The organism is Arthrobacter sp. GCM10027362 (assembly GCF_042679445.1).
Classification (GTDB): Bacteria; Actinomycetota; Actinomycetes; order Actinomycetales; family Micrococcaceae; genus Crystallibacter.
Map to the genome: position 1 here is coordinate 17,182 of NZ_JBHTML010000022.1, position 15,826 is coordinate 33,007.

The following is a 15,826-nucleotide window of genomic DNA, read 5'->3' on the forward strand; positions in this document are numbered from 1 at the left end:
GCAGTACGGCCAGGACTGCCCACGGCACCCGCTGGGCGGGGCTGTGCCAGTGGCACAGCCCCGCCAGTTCGGCGCAGGCCTCGAGGGCGGTGCCAACGCCCAGTCACGTCAGCAGACGGCGATAGAGCTCGACCGGCTTCACCGCGTCGGAGCGGGCTCCCACGGTGCTCGCCACGACGCTCACCCCACCTTGAGGGCACTGAGCACCCTGTTCAGCTGATCCCGGGAGATGCCGTACTTCCCGAGCTCCTGGGTCAGCGTGGGCTTGAGGTTCCCGGCCGTGTAGGGGCCGTGTTTCTTAATCTCGTCGGCCCACCGCTCGGGGTTGTCGACCCCGGCCGACCGCAGTGCCGCAACCAGCTGATCGTCCGTAGCAGTGTTCGGATCAACGGTCTGCACGGAGGTGCCCGCCGAAGCCGACGACCCGGGCGACGGAATGGTCGGCGGGGCAGCCGGAGGGACGGCAGACTGGACAGCCGACTCGACGGCTGACGGAGCGGGCGGGGAGGTGCCGGGGCTGTTTCCTCCCGGGCCCGAGCAACCCGTCAGTGCGGCCGTGAGGAGGAAGGAAAGAGCGGCGAAAAGCACCCGCATATTCTTCATACGACCCGGGTTTAGCAGGCTGAACCCGAAACGCGCAAGGGCTGCTGGCCCTGTGGAGTGCCCGCTACACCGCCAGAGCCCGAGCCGAGCTTGGCCCCGTTCACGGTCGGTCGCATCATGGCCCACCGTCAGCTCCCGTATCCGGGCGATCTGGACCGGCACCCCTGTCGCATGCGTCGACCTCTCCCCGGCGGGTGATCGTTTGGGGCCGAAGGCGCCTGCCCGGCCGCACATTGGTGTTCCTCGGATCCCCTGCAGGTCCTCGTTGGCCAGGTCGATGACCCACTGGGGCGTCTTCCTGCCCAAGCGTTTGCCAGTGGTGCAGCGCAGGCGCGGCGGCGATCTACCCTGCGCCGGGCGGCCTCCTCCCACGCCCGGGCCAGCAGGGCCTCGATCACGGCGTCGTCCTCGACCATGGAAGGATCCTGCCCGCCAGCCCGCACGGTCAGTCCGGGGTTGGGAATGATGCATGTCTTCCGCGCGCCCGAAACCCTGGGCGTTAACATTCCATGCCCTGCGGTCTTATGGCCCGCCCGCCATGGACTGCTTCGCCTTAACGCTGCCCGCCAGTGCCGCATCAATATGAGGTTCCGGGGACGCCCGGAATGAAGATAGCCGCCGGGATTACCGTGCCGGGATGCGGCAAACAAAAATTATATAGGCCTGCCCATGCGGTTATCGGGGGCGCCACGCCGGTTTTGACAGCTCAAAATCCCCGTGTGAAACTCATTTCGCCAGGCCCCCAATCGGCTTCTGACAAGGGAAAACGTGCGTTTACGCAGCGTTCGTCCGGCGGATTCCCACCGTTAGGAAAAGTGGCCGCGCGCCTTCACGCCCGCTTTCCCAGCCAGACTTTGAGAGGTACCCACTATGGCATTGACCAACATCAAGAAACGTATCGCCGTGCTCCTTGCCGCCTTTGCGTTGGTGACCGGAGGTGTTACGGCCGGATCGGTTGCCACGGCCCCGCCGGCGGCCGCAGCAACGTACGGCCCGGTGGTGAACGTCAAGATGGGCCCGTACAGCGCCAAGTGGAAGTGCGAGGGCGTGCGCTGGCTTTCCATCGCCCAGGGGCACGTCACCGGTCCGTGCTTCTACTCAAGCGGGAACCACTACTTCTACATCTATCGGTTCCTCTTCGTCTGACCGGCCCGGACACCGCTGCCCCTTCCACCGGAGCTGGGCAGCGGTGCTTGACGGGTCGTGGACCTGGAGATCGGCACGACGCGGCCCGGGGCCGTCAATGACGGAATCCTCCGGGGTGCCTGAGGGGAAACGTCCTTGACACGGTGCCGGTTCCCGTGTCGACTCGGTCCCAGGCTGTTCGGGGAGAAGACAAGAGCCCGAACCGGACCAGGGAGAACCGAAGATGGGCACGATCGTGGTGCAGGCGTTCATCACCCTCGACGGCGTCGTCCAGGGCGGCGGCGGCCCGGACGAGGACCGCGAAGGCGGCTTCGAGCACGGCGGCTGGGCCGCCGACTACGACGCCGCATACGGCGGAGGGGAGATCGGGCAGATCGTCCGGGAGTGGGAGGGCAGGACCGAGGCGCTGCTGCTTGGCCGCAAAACGTACGAGATCTTCGCCGGCTCCTGGGGCGTGTGGGACGAAAACGCCCCGGGCCTGCAGGGGGAGCTGACCAGGAGGTACAACCGCATCCCCAAGTACGTTGCCTCGCGCATGCTGACCGAGGTCCGCTGGCAGAATTCGCAGCTTTTGGGCCCCGACGTGGCGGCTGCAGTGGAGAAGCTGCGTGCGGCCCCGGGCGGCGAGATCCGCGTGTGGGGCAGCACGGAGCTGATCAGGACGCTCGCCGGGCACGATCTGGTCGACGAGTACCGGCTCGCGGTCTACCCGCTCGTGCTGGGCACCGGCAAGAAGCTGTTCTCCGACGGGTTCACACCCGCCAGGCTCGCCCTGGCCGGGACCCGCGCCCTGCCATCCGGGGTCCTGGTCAACACCTACCGGCGCTCCGGGGCGCGCCGGGCCTGACCGGCGGCGTACCTCCCCACGGCGGCTGCGCCGCCGCGGTCGACGGTCATAAACTGCGCGCCACGGGCGAACACTGCCTGTGGCGGGACCGGGGCCGGCCTGCGCAAGCTGCCCGTCCCACGTCAACACGTCCCACTCCAGCCGGAAGAATTCCCTGCACACCTGGTGTCCTGCGCCGGATAAGTCCATTTTTAAGGACTTTTTAAGGACCCGGGATCCTCCCGGCACACGGCACCCGGGCCTGGGCCCGGCCGGAGGGGTCGGAGGCGACCTCCACGGCAACACGCCGGTCCTGATCGGCTCCAAACGGCGATGCCGTCGAGGTACAGCACCCGCGTGACGAAAACCCTGTCCGGCTCGGCAGCCCCCACGAAGTGAAGGACTCCGTCGGTACCCTGTTCGCCCGGGATTTCGAGACCGGTTCCTTCGATAGGCGGCTGCACCAGGCAATGCCTGGCACGCTCAAGTACCAGGCTCGCCTCATGGAGGAAGCAGGGCCGGACCGGAGGAGTTCTTCGAGCTCTTCCGGCACAACCACTAAGGTGTGGGACAGCTCGGCATTTCCGAGCTGTCCCGGCCGGCACCCTCAGCCTGGTGGCCGATGAGGACGGGAAGACCTGCATCTTCGAGGACCGGCTCGGCGAGCTCATCGGGGCCCTGAGCGGCTACGGGGACTCCGGCCAGGACCTCTGGCCCGGCATGGACCGCACCGGGGCGGCCCTGAACCTGTTCTCCGTCCACGCCATGAAGGCCGCCGCCACCGCCAGGCCCGGAGCCACCCGCCTGGTCAGGGGCCCGGCCGGGGCGTACGCCCGGTAGCCTCGTGCCCCTCCGCCGCGGTCACTGGTCAGCTGCGCGGCGGCCGCTGGACCGCATACGTCCGGCCCGGGAGGGCAGGAACAGGGACAGCGTGTTGAGCCAGTCCGGAAACGAGGCGGGCGGCAGCATCTTCCCGCCGGCGAAGGCCAGCGGGAAGAACACCACCTGCGTCACGGCTATGGACGCCTTGGAGGTGCACAGGTACCCGATGGCCAGCCCGAGCGCCAGGAACGGCAGCCCGCACGCCAGCCACACCGGCACCGTCAGGGGCACCTTCCACCAGCAGAGGCTGCCGTCGGTGAAGGCGTCCGCTGCGGAGGTCAGCAGCGCCCCGATGACCAGCACCGGGACCAGCGCGAGGAAGGCGAACAGCATTGCCGGTGCCGTCCGCGAGATCGTGGGCGGCACCGGTCCGACCGGCAGGGTCCGCAGGTAGCTGCTCCATGGGTTGGCCCGCTCCTCGGCGGTGCCTACGGCGTAATTGAACAGGAACGAGCTCATGACGCCGATCATCCCCAGTTGGGCGATGGCGGTCAGGGAAGACATCGGATTGGACGTCACCGGCTCCTGCGGAATCACGAAGAACAACAGCGCCAGGGCAGGGAAGATCGTGGTGGAAACGACGGCGGCAGCGGGCTTTCGAACGTGACCCTGCTGATTGCCACGTGGCTGCGGATCTGGTCCACGGTGCCGTCGGCAATGACGGTGCCGCGGTTCACGACCACCACCCGGCTCGCCAGGGCCTGGATCTCATCCAGGTAGTGGCTCGTTATCAGCAGCGTTCCGCCGTCGCCGCGATACTCCTCCAGCCGCTGCCAGACGGTTTCATGGGCGTCGACGTCCAACAACACGGGAGATCCCGGGCTGACCGCAGCCGCCTGCTCACGAGCACTGAACCGCCCGTTCCCCCTCTGGTGAGGCTGCCCGGATTCGCTGCACACCTGGTCTCCACCCCGGGTCACCGGGCCAACCAAAGAACGGGAAGGCACCCACAACTAATCCGGTGGGGCTAAGAGGATGCCGGTAGGCGGCAAGAAAGCCGGGGCGCATCGATACAGACCCGCCACCGGGCCGGCTGCTTGACTGTCGATGGCAGGCCAATAACAGTTAACATCGGTTACCGCCGATTTGGAACCTGCGGCCCGCGCCGGGACCGGCACTGATGGCAGCAGGTCCTCAACAATCAGCCATTGCCTTCGCCGTGTATGTCATGGCAGTCCCGCCAAGACGATTCCTCCCGGCTGATCCGCTTTACCAGGCCGCAGGCACCCAGCGGGTGGCCGGTACCGGGCGGCCAGGTCCGGGCCCCGCACGCGGGCCGGACCTTCTGACCTGGCACCGGAGCACGGGCAGCCCCGGCCCTATCTGAATGATCCTGCAGGCCCTATCGTGGTCCTGAAACAACGGCGAGGGAAAGGAACCAGGATGTTCACCCTGCAGGTCGGCTATCCGGTCCGGAACTACGACGAATGGATGGAGCTGTTCGACAAGGATCCCATAGGCCGTGCCGCCTCCGGTGCCCGGTCGTACCGGGCATTCCGGGATGCAGAAGACAGGAACTATGTGGTGGTGCATCTTGACTTCGACACGAAGGACGATGCGGCCGCGTTTCTGGAGCGGCTGCGCAGCCTGGTGTGGAATAACCCGGATGTGATGGCGCCGCTTCTGGCGGGATCGCCCACCGCCAGGATTTTGGAGGAGGTGGTCGGCGAGGTCTTGGCCGCGGACTGACCGCCTACGTTTCCCCAACCGTCGATGCAGCCATCGCGGACTTCGCCGGGACCGCAGCAGGCATCTGTCCTGCTTACGCTGCCGACGGTAACATATGCCGCAGCCGTCGCCGATTCCCCTCGGAGGTCTCCGGATGAATGCTGATCCACTCCCCGCGGGCGAGGGCCGGCCTCCGAAGCCGGACAACGACAGCACACTCCTTGAGGCCGCCGCGACTGCGGCGTTCCGCGACACCCTCGAACGCCTGAAACTGCAGCCAACACCGGATGCGGACCGCATCTTCCGGGAGGCCCTCCTCAAGCACCTTGGGGAACTCAATGTGGAACCCGGTGTCGTCGCGGCGGTGATCCGCGACCATCTGCTCGATAGCATGCGGGAGATCGAGTCGTGGACCGAGGCCGACCTGCCCGAACTCCACGAGCTGCTCACCAGGTATCTGGGTGAGGACAAAGCCCTGCCGGAGGGCGAGCTGAGCGCCATGCTGGAGGCGGCCTGGAACGTCAGGTGCAGCATGGCCGCGCTCGGGCCTGCGATGGCGGCGGTCCGGCTGCCGGCCTCCCCCGCGCTGGCCGGTGCCATCCAAGCCACCGAAAACCTCTGGCGTTCCATCCGCGAGGAATGGGGGCTGCCCGGCAGTCAGGAGGTTTCCCGGCTGCTGGGGGCGAAGACCGCCAACCGCAGCTACGCCTCCGACCAGCGGCTGGCCGGGAAGATCATCGGCATCAGGCGCGGCCAGGCCTACGCCTACCCGGGGTTCCAGTTTGACCGCCGCACCGGCCGGGTCCTGGCGGTGATCCCGCGGCTGATCGCCGCCGCCCGGGAGATCGGCCTGGACGACGAGGACCTGGTGTTCTGGCTGTGTTCCCCGTCGGGCTACTTCGGCGGCGACCGCCCGGTGGACCACCTCGGTGAACCGGACCAGGTCCTGGAAAAGCTCCGGCTCAGCGAGACCGTCGAATGGTGACGCCGGGTCCCCCGTCGCCCTTCCACCCGCAGGCCATCACCCTGCCCGCCGGCACCGGCCTGTACCGGGTTCTGAACAACCGGCGCCACCCGGTCGAATTCAACCCCGGGCACGGCGGCCCCACCCGGTTCGCGTTCTTCGGCGACCCGCCGGTCCCGGTGCTCTACGCCGCCCAAACCGAGGCCGCAGTCGTCTCCGAAACCCTGCTGCACGACGTCCCGCTGGAGGGCGGCTTCCTGCGGCCGCTGCACTACTGCGACAAGGTGGCAGCCAGGATCACCCTCACCCGGGACGCACGGCTCGCCTCCTTTGTTGGCGCCGGGCTGCGCGTGCTGAAAACCGAGGCATCCCGGCTGACCGGCACGGACGCGGACCAGTACCTGCGCACCGTCGGGTGGGCCGAGGCCGCCCACGGGGCCGGGTTCGACGGGGCGGCATGGATGAGCAGACGGTACGACACGGACCTGGCGTACGTCCTGTTCGGCGACCGGTTCGCCCAAGACGACCTGGTGCTCGACCCGGGATTCGGCCGGGTGTTCGCCGCCGGCAGCGACCTGGACTGGCTGATCACCTTCTGCGCGCCCCTGCACGTCCAGGTGCTGCTGCACAGCTGACGGGCGCCGGTGGACCGGCGGGTGATCCGCCCAGCAACGAGTCCCGCCCGGCATCCGGCCGCAGAGGAACACGCGGGATGTCCTGCCACCCTCCGCTTGACCAGGATCAACGGCGGGCAGCCGACAGCGGCGGCAAGGACGCAGGGACCTACGGCAAAATGGCGTGATCAGGACCGGAATTCTGCCGTCTTCCAGGCCCGACCACCTGCCCGGACGCGATTGCGCGCGGCCCCTATTCAACGCCGCGCCGAAGCTCTACTGTACTCAGTATCTGCTCCATCTTTGGCGAAGGAGGAGTGCGGGGAACCAGCGGCGTCCGGGGATGCCTCCCCAGCAGCCCCTGACGACGTGCGGCGCGGGCCGGGTATGCAGGAACGTGTAGCCGGCACTGGATTTCCCACACGACGGCACCATGTGGCTCCTGGGACGAAACAAGCGTGAACCGGTTGACTTCGATGAGCCGATGGCGCCGGAGCGCCTCGGCAACCCGGAGAAGGACCCGGAGAAGCAGCGTACCGCGCACCGGCCCCTCGTCCGCTGGACGGTGTGGGTTGCCGTCGCGGCCCTCGGGGCCGGAACGATTGCGGCATCGGCGGGCGTGGGCCTGTCCGCCGCCGCCGACACCGTACTGGACTTGTGGGAGGACCTGCCGACCAATCTGCCACTGGACCGCCCGCTGCCGCAGCACACGGTGTTGCTGGATAAGGACGGCAAGGAATTTGCCCGCATATACAGCAAGAACCGGATCGACGTGCGGCTGGACCAGGTATCCGCAGCCTTCAAGGAAACCCTGATCGCCACCGAAGATGCCCGCTTCTATGAGCACCACGGGGTTGACCCCTTCGGCATCGCCCGCGCGCTGATCCACAACGCCTCCAACGAGGACGTCCAGGGCGCTTCCACCATCACCCAGCAGCTGGTCCAGAACATCCTGGTCAACAACGCCCGGAACGGCGTCGAGGAAATGGTGGCGGCCGGAAACACCTACAATGCCAAGATCCGCGAGGCCAGGTACGCCCTCGCCCTGGAGCAGCAGCTGTCCAAGGACGAGATCCTCACCCGGTACATGAACGCCGTCTACTTCGGCAACGGCGCCTACGGGGTGGAGGCCGCGGCCCGCACCTACTTCAGCACGACGGCGGCGAAGCTGGACCACGTCCAGTCCGCCCTGCTGGTCGGCCTGCTCAAGGCCCCGGTTAGCCAGGACCCGTTCACCCACCCCGAGGCAGCCACGGAACGGCGGAACACGGTGCTCACGGTGCTCGAGCGCAGGGGCGTGCTGACCCCGGATAAGGCCCGCGCCGCCCGCGAGGCCCCGCTGGGCGTCAAACTCGGATCCGTGCCGTCCGGCTGCGGCGGGTCCAAGTACCCTTGGTACTGCGAGGCCGTGCGCGAGGAACTCCTGACCAACCCGGTCTTCGGAGCCACGCCCGAGGCCCGCCAGGCACTCCTCTACCAAGGCGGCCTGACGCTGACGACGGGGCTGGATCCGAAGGCGGCCCAGGCCGCCCAAGCGGCCGTCGAGAAAGCGTTGGGCAACGATAACCGCGTTGCCCTGGGCACCGCCGTCGTCGAGCCGGGCACCGGCCACATCGCCGCCATCGCCCAGAACCGCGGCTGGGGCAAGGGCAAGGGCAAGACGCAGGTGGTCTACGCCAAGAGCGCATTCCAGGTCGGTTCGGCCATGAAACCGATCGTGCTGGCCACGGCACTGAGCCAGGGCATCCCGGCCTCCACCCGGCTGCTGGCCAACGGCCCTTACCGCACGGCAAGACTGGACAACCCGGCCGGCGGATACATCAACTACAACAACCGCAACTACGGGGTGATCAACGCCTATCAGGCCATCCGCAGTTCGGTGAATGTGTACTTTGTCCGTCTCATTGAGCGCGTCGGTGTCATTAATGTGGCCAAGATGGCCCGGACGCTGGGCATCTCCTCCATTCCGGTCGACAAGCTCACCGGGCGGGAGGCCTCCCTGGCCCTGGGCGCCTACGAAGTGTCCCCGCTGGAAATGGCCAACGCCTACGCCGCCTTCATGAGCGGCGGGGTGGTCTGCACGCCGGTGGCGGTCATCAAGGCGGAGCGCAGCGACACGAAGGAAAAGCTTCGGGTCCCGGACCCCGGCTGCCACCGGGCGATCGACCGGGGCGTGGCGGACACCGTGGCGGACGCGCTCAAGGAACCCTTCAAGCCCAAAGGGACCCTGGGCCAGCTGCACGGGCTCAAGGGCCGGGAAGCGGGTGCCAAGACCGGAACCACCAACGACTTCGCGGCCAACTGGATTGTCGGCGGCACTCCCCAGCTCACCGCCGCCGTCTGGCTGGGCGACCCGCGGGGCGGGGCCGAGCATCCGCTCACCCAGGTCGAGGCCTACGGCAAGACCTACTATGACCTGACCGGCGCCGAGGTGGCCGGCCCGGTCTGGAAAGCCACCATGGAAGGGGCGCTCAAGGGTCGGGAAGCGGTCCGGCTGCCCGACGCCGATCCGTCACTGGACGCCAGATGACGCGGAAGGCGGGCCGGACCTGCGCGGCCCACCGACCTGCGCCGGCCGGCCGCATCCCGGACCCGGTTTACCTTCCCGGATCAGGCCGGTCCGTCGGCATGGTCTCCAGGAAGATCCGGTCCATGTCCTCGTCGGTGCTCAGCCCGGTGGTGCAGGCGTGGCGGATCAGGGCCCGCCGGAACGTTTCGGCGTGCTCGAGGCTGAGGAATCCCGAGCGCAGCGGGATCGGCACGGACTCCGGATCGTCGAGCTCAACGAACAGGTCCCACCGGTCCTCATCCGGGTGCTCGGACGCAGGGGTGATGTCGTCGACCTTGGCCAAATTCACGAAGTAGCCGTCGAATTCCAGGAACACAGGTGTCCTCCCTGAAGTCGTAAGCGCCCGGGGCCGGCGCCAGGTAAGTCAGAGCCTACTTCAGGGCCTTACCGGATGGGCGCTCCCGGCGGATCATGTCCGGACAGGTGCCCCTGCTTCCGGTTCCGCGGCGGTCAGATGATCACCCGTTCCTGACAGCTTCCCTGGCTGCGGCGCCGGTTCGCGGTACCCGGCGTCCGGGCGCTCCTCCAGGGTGCCCACCGGCCTTGGGGAATGCCGGACGGGACGGCGCTTTTCCTGCGCAAAGCCCGGGAACTGCACAAAAGCCAGGGACAGGCGCTGATCATATCCGCTGCGCGCTTTGGTGAATTCACCGGCGGAACCAGCCAGGGCGGGTCACCTTGCCCGGGACGCTGGCCAGATGCGACGCCCGAAAGTAACGTGGCCTACCAACATTGAGGTCCGAGACCGGAGGAGCTGCCCCGAACGCCCCTTCCGCCGACCGTACGGAGGAATTGTGATGCGCGTGAAGAAGCCGGTTGTGGTGATCACCGGAGCTTCCACCGGCATCGGCCGCGCCACGGCCCTGCGCTTTGCCCGCGGGGGAGCGTCGGTGGTGCTGGCCGCCCGCCGCCCGGAAGCGCTGGAGCAGCTGGCCGCCGAGTGCCGGGGGCACGGAGGCCAGGCCCTGGCCGTCCCGACCGACGTCGGCAGTGCCGCGGACGTTCAGGCCCTGGCGGCCCGCACGGTGGAGCGTTTCGGCCGGATCGACGTATGGGTGAACAATGCCGCCGTCACCTTCTTCTCACCGTTCCTCGACGTCCCGCTCGATGACTTCCGGCGGGTCCTGGAGGTCAACGTCATGGGCTGCGTCCACGGCTGCCGCGCGGCCCTGCTCCAGATGCAGCGGCAAGGGTCCGGTGTCCTGGTGAACGTCTCGTCCGTTGTCGGTGAAATCGCCCAGCCCTACACCTCGGCCTACTCCATGTCCAAGGCCGCCATCCGGGCCCTGGGGGTCAGCCTGCGCTCGGAACTGAAGCTCGGGAAACAGGCCGGGATCAAGGTGTGCACCGTCATGCCCGCCACCGTTGACACTCCCTTCTTCCAGCACGGCGGCAACTACACCGGCCGCAAGGCCCTGGCCATGCCTCCCGTCTACACCCCCGCCCGGGTGGCCAGGGCGATTACCCGCCTGGCGCGGCATCCCAGGCCCGAAACCGTCGTCGGCCCCATGGGGCGTGTGATGGTGCTGCAGCACCGGCTGGCGCCGCGGCTGATGGAACGGGTCATGGCCGTACAGGTGGACAAAACGCACCTCTCCCGGACGGAGCCGGCTCCTGCGGGTGCGGGAAACATCCACGTCCCCTCACCGGAGCCGCAGGAAGCGGCCGCCGAGGGCGGCTGGCACGGCCGCCGCAAGACAGCCCGGCGCAGGATGGCTGCCGGCCTGGTGCTGCTGGCAGCAGCAACAGGCATCAAGGCCGTTCGCATGCGCCCCGGGCCCTGCGCAGCTGAAAGGACCCCCGCTTCCTAGCGGGGTGGCTCCGGGCTCGTCGGACGGCCCGGGCACCGCCTCTGTGCGGAGGCGGACCGCGCCGCGGAGATCGCCGAAGCCGAGGTCCGGCATGGAGCCGCCCAGGGGGCAGATGGGGCCGGGATGAAGCCGGTCACCGCCAAGGTTGCCGGCCGCTTCGACGGCAGGACCGTCGGCGGGACCGTCCGCCGGCCCCTGGTGCCGGAGCCGGCACACCGCCCGCTTCTTTCCCAAGGCCCTGACTAATTCTTGCCTTGGCCGGCCGTTTTGGTGTTGCGACCCTGTACATGTGCGGCCAAGTCCCTAAGATCGCCAAGGGGGGTTATAGCTTTACCCGCACCTTCACTCGAATTACAGCATTGGAGAACCATGTCACTCGCATCAAAACTGGCTGCAGGCCTTCTGGCGGCAGGCGTCATCATCTCCGGCGGGGCAGGCGCAGCCGTGGCTGCGGACTCGACCGCGGCGACGCCGGCCCCGTCGGCTTCGGCTCCGGCCGCACCCGGCAACTCGGCTGACGCCCATGCCGCGGCGGCCCTGAAGAAGGAAGCGGCCGCCGCCAAGAAGGCTGCGGCAAAGGCCAAGGCGGCCGAGAAGAAGGCCGCCGCCGCCGCCAAGAAGGCTGCGGCAAAGGCCAAGGCGGCCGAGAAGAAGGCCGCGGCCCTGCAGAAGAAGCTCAAGGCCAAGGCATCGGCGGCCCTGAAGAAGGAGGCCGCGGCCGCCAAGAAGGCCGCCGTCAAGGCCAAGGTCGCCGCCAAGAAGGCGGCGGCGGAAGCCCGGAAGGCTGCGGCGAAGGCCGCGGAAGCCCAGGAAGACGCCGCCGAACTGGAGCAGGAAGCCGCCGAGCTGGAGCAGGAAGCCCCCGAGCTGGAGCAGGAAGCCCCCGAGCTGGAGCAGGAAGGCGCCGAGCTGGAGCAGGAAGCCGCCTGACCCGGGCGGAGCGCTGCAGGAAAGGCGCCCCCGGCCATCGCCGCCGTCGCGGCCTGGTCGCCGGGGGCGCCTTTCCGTCCGGCCGGAGGGCTGCCCGCCGTCCCCGGCGCTCCACGCCGTTCTGCCAGCACCGCCCGCCGCATCCTGGCGCGGTGGAACCTCCTGCGGCAAGCGTCTGCGGCCCGGATGCGAATTCCGGGCCGCAGGCGGACTTTCGGATCCCGGCACTTGTTCTGCCTTCCCGTCCCGCTATCGTGGCAACTACGGGTTAACCGTTGCACCGGTCCTCCCCCAACGGCCGGCTGCACCGTTGGCCCGTCCCGGGAAGGTGGCGTTGAGCAGGGCTCCGCCACCGGCCGGGGGTTCGGCGCCCGCACCGTTCGCCGGACCCCCGGCCGTCCGGACCACGGGGACGCCGGGCTTCGGAATCAGTCCGCGGCGTCCCGGCGCCGGGGCTGTCAGGCCTCGATGCCGCCCTCGATGGTCACCTCGAGGTCCAGGCTGATGCCTTCCTGGGACTCGATCTCATCCTGCAGGTAGGCCGCCAGCTCCTGGTCGCTGGTGGCGAGCTTGACCGGAATCCTTCCGGTCAGCGTGGCGCTGGAGTCGGTGAGTTCCTCAACCTCGAAGGTGGCGCCGCCAACCGGGCCCGCGGTGAGCTGCCCGATGTCGTCGCGGAAGGTCTCTCCGCCGCCTGCCCGCGGCGTCGCAATCACGGAGAAACTGATGTCATGGTCGGCCAAGTCGGTTCTCCTGCCTGTTGTGCCGGCGGCCCTTTGGCCCGCGTTCCCATATCCTAAGCACTGCGGCATCCTAAGCACAGCGGCGGCACACCTCACCCACCCGGGTCAGCCCAGCATGCGGCGCGCTTCGTTCAGCGAGGCTTCCTGTTCCGGTGACACCACGCCGCCGCCGATGCTGCGGGAGGAGTCGATGATCCTGCGCAGTTGGGCGGGCGACATCGGGTGTATGTGGACTATCGCATGACAGTTGGCGCACAGCGGAACCAGGTCGGTGAGCGGATCGAATTCGTAGCCCGGGCCAAGCTGTGCGAGGGGAACCAGATGGTGCACATGGATGAAATCATGGCCGATCTCCCCGTAGACGGCTTCGAAGTTGAACCCGCAGGCGGCACAGCTGAGGCCGTACTGCTCGATGCAGGCACGCCGGGCCCGCGCGTTCCGCTCGTAACGGTTGGCCAGTACCCGGGTCACGGCGCTCTCGGGGAACGTCCCGGGGGCGGGCAGGGTGGGGTCCGGGCGGTCCGGGAGGACATGCTCGGCCCAGAGCTCGCGCAGCGCCGGCTCGTTCTCCGCCTTGATCGCCGTGCCGGAGCCGCGGATGGCCTTCCAGCGGATCCCGGGAACCCGGTCGAGCAGTTCCCCGACCGGGATGGCTTCGCCCCGCGGCAGCAGGGCGTCGAAGGCGACATCGACATACCGGCCGGGGCCTGCCGGGGCGGAACGGCCGGAGGCCGGGTACGGCTCGGAGGTAACCGTTCCATGGCCGATCAGGCCGCGGCCGTGCCGGCCCTGCAGCAGCAGCCAGGCTTCGGCACCGGCCTGGATGTGCCCGTAGCGGCCGACGCTCCAGCTGGCCGGGAAGAGGCCGGTCTCCGCAACGACGTCCACGGCCTCAGGATAGGCAGGCTGCCAGCCGTCCCAGACCTCCGGGTTCCAGGCCAAGATGATTGCCGTCATTGTCCTCCCTCCGACCCCCGGGCCAGCCGGCTGCGGCCGCCCGCCGGCGCGCGTCCCTCATTCCAGCGTAGTTGGCTTCCGCTGATTCGATGCCAGGTCCGGGCAAGGCACCCCGGGCGCGGCCGCCGACCTTGGGAAAACCTTGGCAGGTTCCGGACACCCGCCGGGCCGCAAGATCCGCGGCGGGCACCGGTTGCCGGCGTTCCGGCTGCCCCGGCCGCCCCGGGCAAAGGCCGGCCAACGGGTGTGCGTCCGGGATCGGGCTGGTACGGGAGGGAACCAGCGGATACTCTGGCCCCGGGGTTCCACACCGCCAGCCGGCAGGCCGTCCCGTGCGCCGACAATCCCGTTGCATGCGGGACACCGGCGACGGACAGCCAACACAGCGTCCCTCAGCCAGGAGGCACTGTCGTGAAAAGGATCTTCATCGCACTTCTACTGCTGCTGACCACCACATCCGCCTCGGCCGGCACGTCGGGGCTGCCGTGCGTGCTCTCCCCCGAGGCCATGCCCAGGAGCTGGCAGCCATCGGACAAAGTCCGGAAGGACCTGGCCCACCGCGCAGACGCCGGCCCCTGGTCGGCCAGCGAGGCGGAAGAGGCGAGGTACGCCATCAGGACCGGGTTGGATGAAATGATCAACCTCTATACGAAGCGGCCGAAGGCGGCCGAGGAGCTGTGGGAAGACTCGGTGGCCTCCCTGATCGAAGTCACGTACTCCAGCGCGAACACCCCCGAGTTCGATGCCAGGGCACGGGATGCCGCGCGCCGCAACCTGACGGCGCTGATCCGGCCCTATCTCGAGCGCACCCTTAAGTCGGCAAAGTGCAACGAGTACGACGAACTGCTGCCGCTGGCCATCTACGCCCATACCCGCTACCAGCAAAACGACGCCAGGATTGCCAAAATGGTGCAGCTCGCGAACTTTTCATACCATGCGTGCGGCTCGCTGACGGCGGCGATGGGGATCGATTACAAACCCATGCTCGAGGCCGAAGAAGTCTCCACGGAGGATGCCTTCGACATGGTCATCTGGAGCCTCCTGTTCATCGAAGGCCAGCTGGTCCCGGACCTGTACCTGCCCGCCGAGGCCAGTGATTTTCCGGCAACGTTTTGGCGTTTCATCGAGGACTACCAGCTCGCCGGGGCACGCACCTACAAGGACGGGGCCCGGGACGAGAAATTCATCGATGCGGCCTACCTGGCCACCCACATTGCCTACATTCCGACCGGCAACCACCGCTATCCGATCTACGTGGAGGATTCGCCCCGGCTGTACCAATTCCACCGCGAGAACTTCTACGCGGTGCTGGAAATGGGCGAGCTCGACCTGGTGGCGGAGTTCGTGGATTCGCTGCGGCAATACGGCTGCACCCCGGAAAACGATCTGCAGGTGCGCGACGGGACGCGGTTCCTGCTCGACCTCTTCCAGGCCGGAGGGGACCGGTGGATGACCTACCGGGAGCCGGGCGAGAAGGACAAGGACGTGACGAACTACGACTTGGTGCACAAGGCCTGGACCGCAGTGCTGGGCATCCGGGAGCGGACCATAGAGCCGGCCGAACCGGGCACCTACGGCGGGATTGTCCGCAGCTGGCTGCCCCATCCGCGCTGACCGGCAGCAGACCGTGCGGACGCCCGGGACAAGGGCGCCGGCGGCCGCGGCCCTCCGAGGCGCCAACCGCCGGCGTCTTCCGCCACCGTTGGCGCCCGGCCGCCTCCCGCCCCCTCTTCGCCTGCCCCCGGCCGGTACAATGCCGGGGGTCCCCGTGCGCGAAGCGCACGGGGCAGGCAATGAGTAGGCTGGGCACCAGTGCCCTTCCAGTTCGGCGAGGCCCGGCACAGCCGCGGCAGGAAACGAGGCGGACCCGATGAACACAGCAACCCCTGCAACCGAAGCCACCCCCTTGGACGTGGCCAGGCTCCACGCACTGGCCGCCGCCCACGGCGTCGGCACCTCCTTCTCGGGCTGGGACCGGCAGCTGCACGACGTCGCCCCCCGGACGCTGGTCAAGATCCTGGCCGCACTCGGCGTCGCCGCCGGGACGGAGGACGAGCTCGGCGCCGCCCTGGCCGACGCCGAGCTGGCGCCGTGGCGGCGGATGCTGCCGCCC

General features: G+C 68.5%; 16 protein-coding genes and 1 pseudogene. 11 read left to right on the forward strand and 6 right to left on the reverse strand.

The window, feature by feature from the left end:
• Nucleotides 1-180 precede the first annotated feature (180 nt).
• Entirely contained in the window at nt 181-399 is a 219-nt protein-coding gene (locus ACFQ36_RS05915) for a hypothetical protein (RefSeq protein WP_377011581.1), read from the reverse strand.
• Nucleotides 400-1,473: 1,074 nt separating this feature from the next.
• Here ACFQ36_RS05915 and ACFQ36_RS05920 point away from each other — a divergent pair.
• The 3 genes from ACFQ36_RS05920 to ACFQ36_RS05930 all read left to right on the forward strand — a co-directional run bounded on the left by ACFQ36_RS05920 (nt 1,474) and on the right by ACFQ36_RS05930 (nt 3,415).
• Entirely contained in the window at nt 1,474-1,749 is a 276-nt protein-coding gene (locus ACFQ36_RS05920; RefSeq protein ID WP_377011583.1) for a hypothetical protein, read from the forward strand.
• A 223-nt stretch (nt 1,750-1,972) separates the two neighbouring features.
• Nucleotides 1,973-2,596 (forward strand): dihydrofolate reductase family protein, encoded by a 624-nt coding sequence (locus tag ACFQ36_RS05925; RefSeq protein WP_377011585.1) that lies wholly within the window; start codon nt 1,973-1,975, stop codon nt 2,594-2,596.
• Nucleotides 2,597-3,190: 594 nt separating this feature from the next.
• Nucleotides 3,191-3,415: a hypothetical protein gene (locus ACFQ36_RS05930; RefSeq protein WP_377011587.1), complete on the forward strand. Its 225-nt coding sequence runs from the start codon at nt 3,191-3,193 to the stop codon at nt 3,413-3,415.
• 21 nt (nt 3,416-3,436) lie between these two features.
• On the opposite strand, the gene ACFQ36_RS05935 is transcribed toward ACFQ36_RS05930, so the two are convergent.
• Nucleotides 3,437-3,994 carry an ABC transporter permease gene (locus ACFQ36_RS05935; RefSeq protein WP_377011617.1) on the reverse strand — a complete coding sequence of 186 codons (558 nt, stop codon included), beginning with the start codon at nt 3,992-3,994 and terminating at the stop codon, nt 3,437-3,439.
• On the reverse strand, nt 3,991-4,266 hold the full coding sequence (locus tag ACFQ36_RS05940) for a hypothetical protein (RefSeq protein WP_377011589.1): 276 nt from the start codon (nt 4,264-4,266) through the stop codon (nt 3,991-3,993). The genes ACFQ36_RS05935 and ACFQ36_RS05940 overlap by 4 nt, the downstream gene beginning before the upstream one ends.
• A 574-nt stretch (nt 4,267-4,840) precedes the next feature.
• On the opposite strand from ACFQ36_RS05940, the gene ACFQ36_RS05945 reads away from it, so the two are divergent.
• The 4 genes from ACFQ36_RS05945 to ACFQ36_RS05960 all read left to right on the forward strand — a co-directional run bounded on the left by ACFQ36_RS05945 (nt 4,841) and on the right by ACFQ36_RS05960 (nt 9,233).
• Nucleotides 4,841-5,146 carry a hypothetical protein gene (locus ACFQ36_RS05945; RefSeq protein WP_377011591.1) on the forward strand — a complete coding sequence of 102 codons (306 nt, stop codon included), beginning with the start codon at nt 4,841-4,843 and terminating at the stop codon, nt 5,144-5,146.
• A 133-nt stretch (nt 5,147-5,279) separates the two neighbouring features.
• Nucleotides 5,280-6,110, forward strand: coding sequence for a hypothetical protein (locus ACFQ36_RS05950; RefSeq protein WP_377011593.1), 831 nt, complete (start codon nt 5,280-5,282; stop codon nt 6,108-6,110).
• Nucleotides 6,104-6,724 carry an RES family NAD+ phosphorylase gene (locus ACFQ36_RS05955; protein WP_377011595.1) on the forward strand — a complete coding sequence of 207 codons (621 nt, stop codon included), beginning with the start codon at nt 6,104-6,106 and terminating at the stop codon, nt 6,722-6,724. Before ACFQ36_RS05950 ends, ACFQ36_RS05955 begins: the two co-directional genes overlap by 7 nt.
• A gap of 412 nt (nt 6,725-7,136) precedes the next feature.
• Nucleotides 7,137-9,233, forward strand: coding sequence for a transglycosylase domain-containing protein (locus ACFQ36_RS05960; protein ID WP_377011597.1), 2,097 nt, complete (start codon nt 7,137-7,139; stop codon nt 9,231-9,233).
• Between the two features lie 67 nt (nt 9,234-9,300).
• Here the strand turns inward: ACFQ36_RS05960 and ACFQ36_RS05965 are convergent, their stop codons facing one another.
• Complete coding sequence (locus ACFQ36_RS05965; RefSeq protein ID WP_377011599.1) at nt 9,301-9,588, reverse strand: hypothetical protein; 288 nt, start codon at nt 9,586-9,588, stop codon at nt 9,301-9,303.
• Nucleotides 9,589-10,069: 481 nt separating this feature from the next.
• Here ACFQ36_RS05965 and ACFQ36_RS05970 point away from each other — a divergent pair, with 481 nt between their 5' ends.
• A complete protein-coding gene (locus ACFQ36_RS05970; RefSeq protein ID WP_377011601.1) occupies nt 10,070-11,083 on the forward strand; it encodes an SDR family oxidoreductase in 1,014 nt (337 codons plus the stop codon).
• 369 nt (nt 11,084-11,452) lie between these two features.
• The gene (locus ACFQ36_RS05975) at nt 11,453-12,013 is read left to right on the forward strand and encodes a hypothetical protein (RefSeq protein ID WP_377011603.1); all 561 of its coding nucleotides are present in this window, start codon (nt 11,453-11,455) and stop codon (nt 12,011-12,013) included.
• Between the two features lie 458 nt (nt 12,014-12,471).
• Here ACFQ36_RS05975 and ACFQ36_RS05980 read toward each other — a convergent pair whose 3' ends face one another.
• Nucleotides 12,472-12,756, reverse strand: coding sequence for a hypothetical protein (locus ACFQ36_RS05980; RefSeq protein ID WP_377011605.1), 285 nt, complete (start codon nt 12,754-12,756; stop codon nt 12,472-12,474).
• Between the two features lie 105 nt (nt 12,757-12,861).
• Nucleotides 12,862-13,713: an HNH endonuclease gene (locus tag ACFQ36_RS05985; protein ID WP_377011607.1), complete on the reverse strand. Its 852-nt coding sequence runs from the start codon at nt 13,711-13,713 to the stop codon at nt 12,862-12,864.
• A gap of 411 nt (nt 13,714-14,124) precedes the next feature.
• Between ACFQ36_RS05985 and ACFQ36_RS05990 the strand changes: the two genes are divergently transcribed.
• Together ACFQ36_RS05990 and ACFQ36_RS05995 are read left to right on the forward strand one after the other, a co-directional pair.
• A complete protein-coding gene (locus ACFQ36_RS05990; protein WP_377011609.1) occupies nt 14,125-15,327 on the forward strand; it encodes a hypothetical protein in 1,203 nt (400 codons plus the stop codon).
• A 256-nt stretch (nt 15,328-15,583) separates the two neighbouring features.
• Nucleotides 15,584-15,826, forward strand: a pseudogene (locus tag ACFQ36_RS05995) (4-alpha-glucanotransferase); the annotation flags it as partial.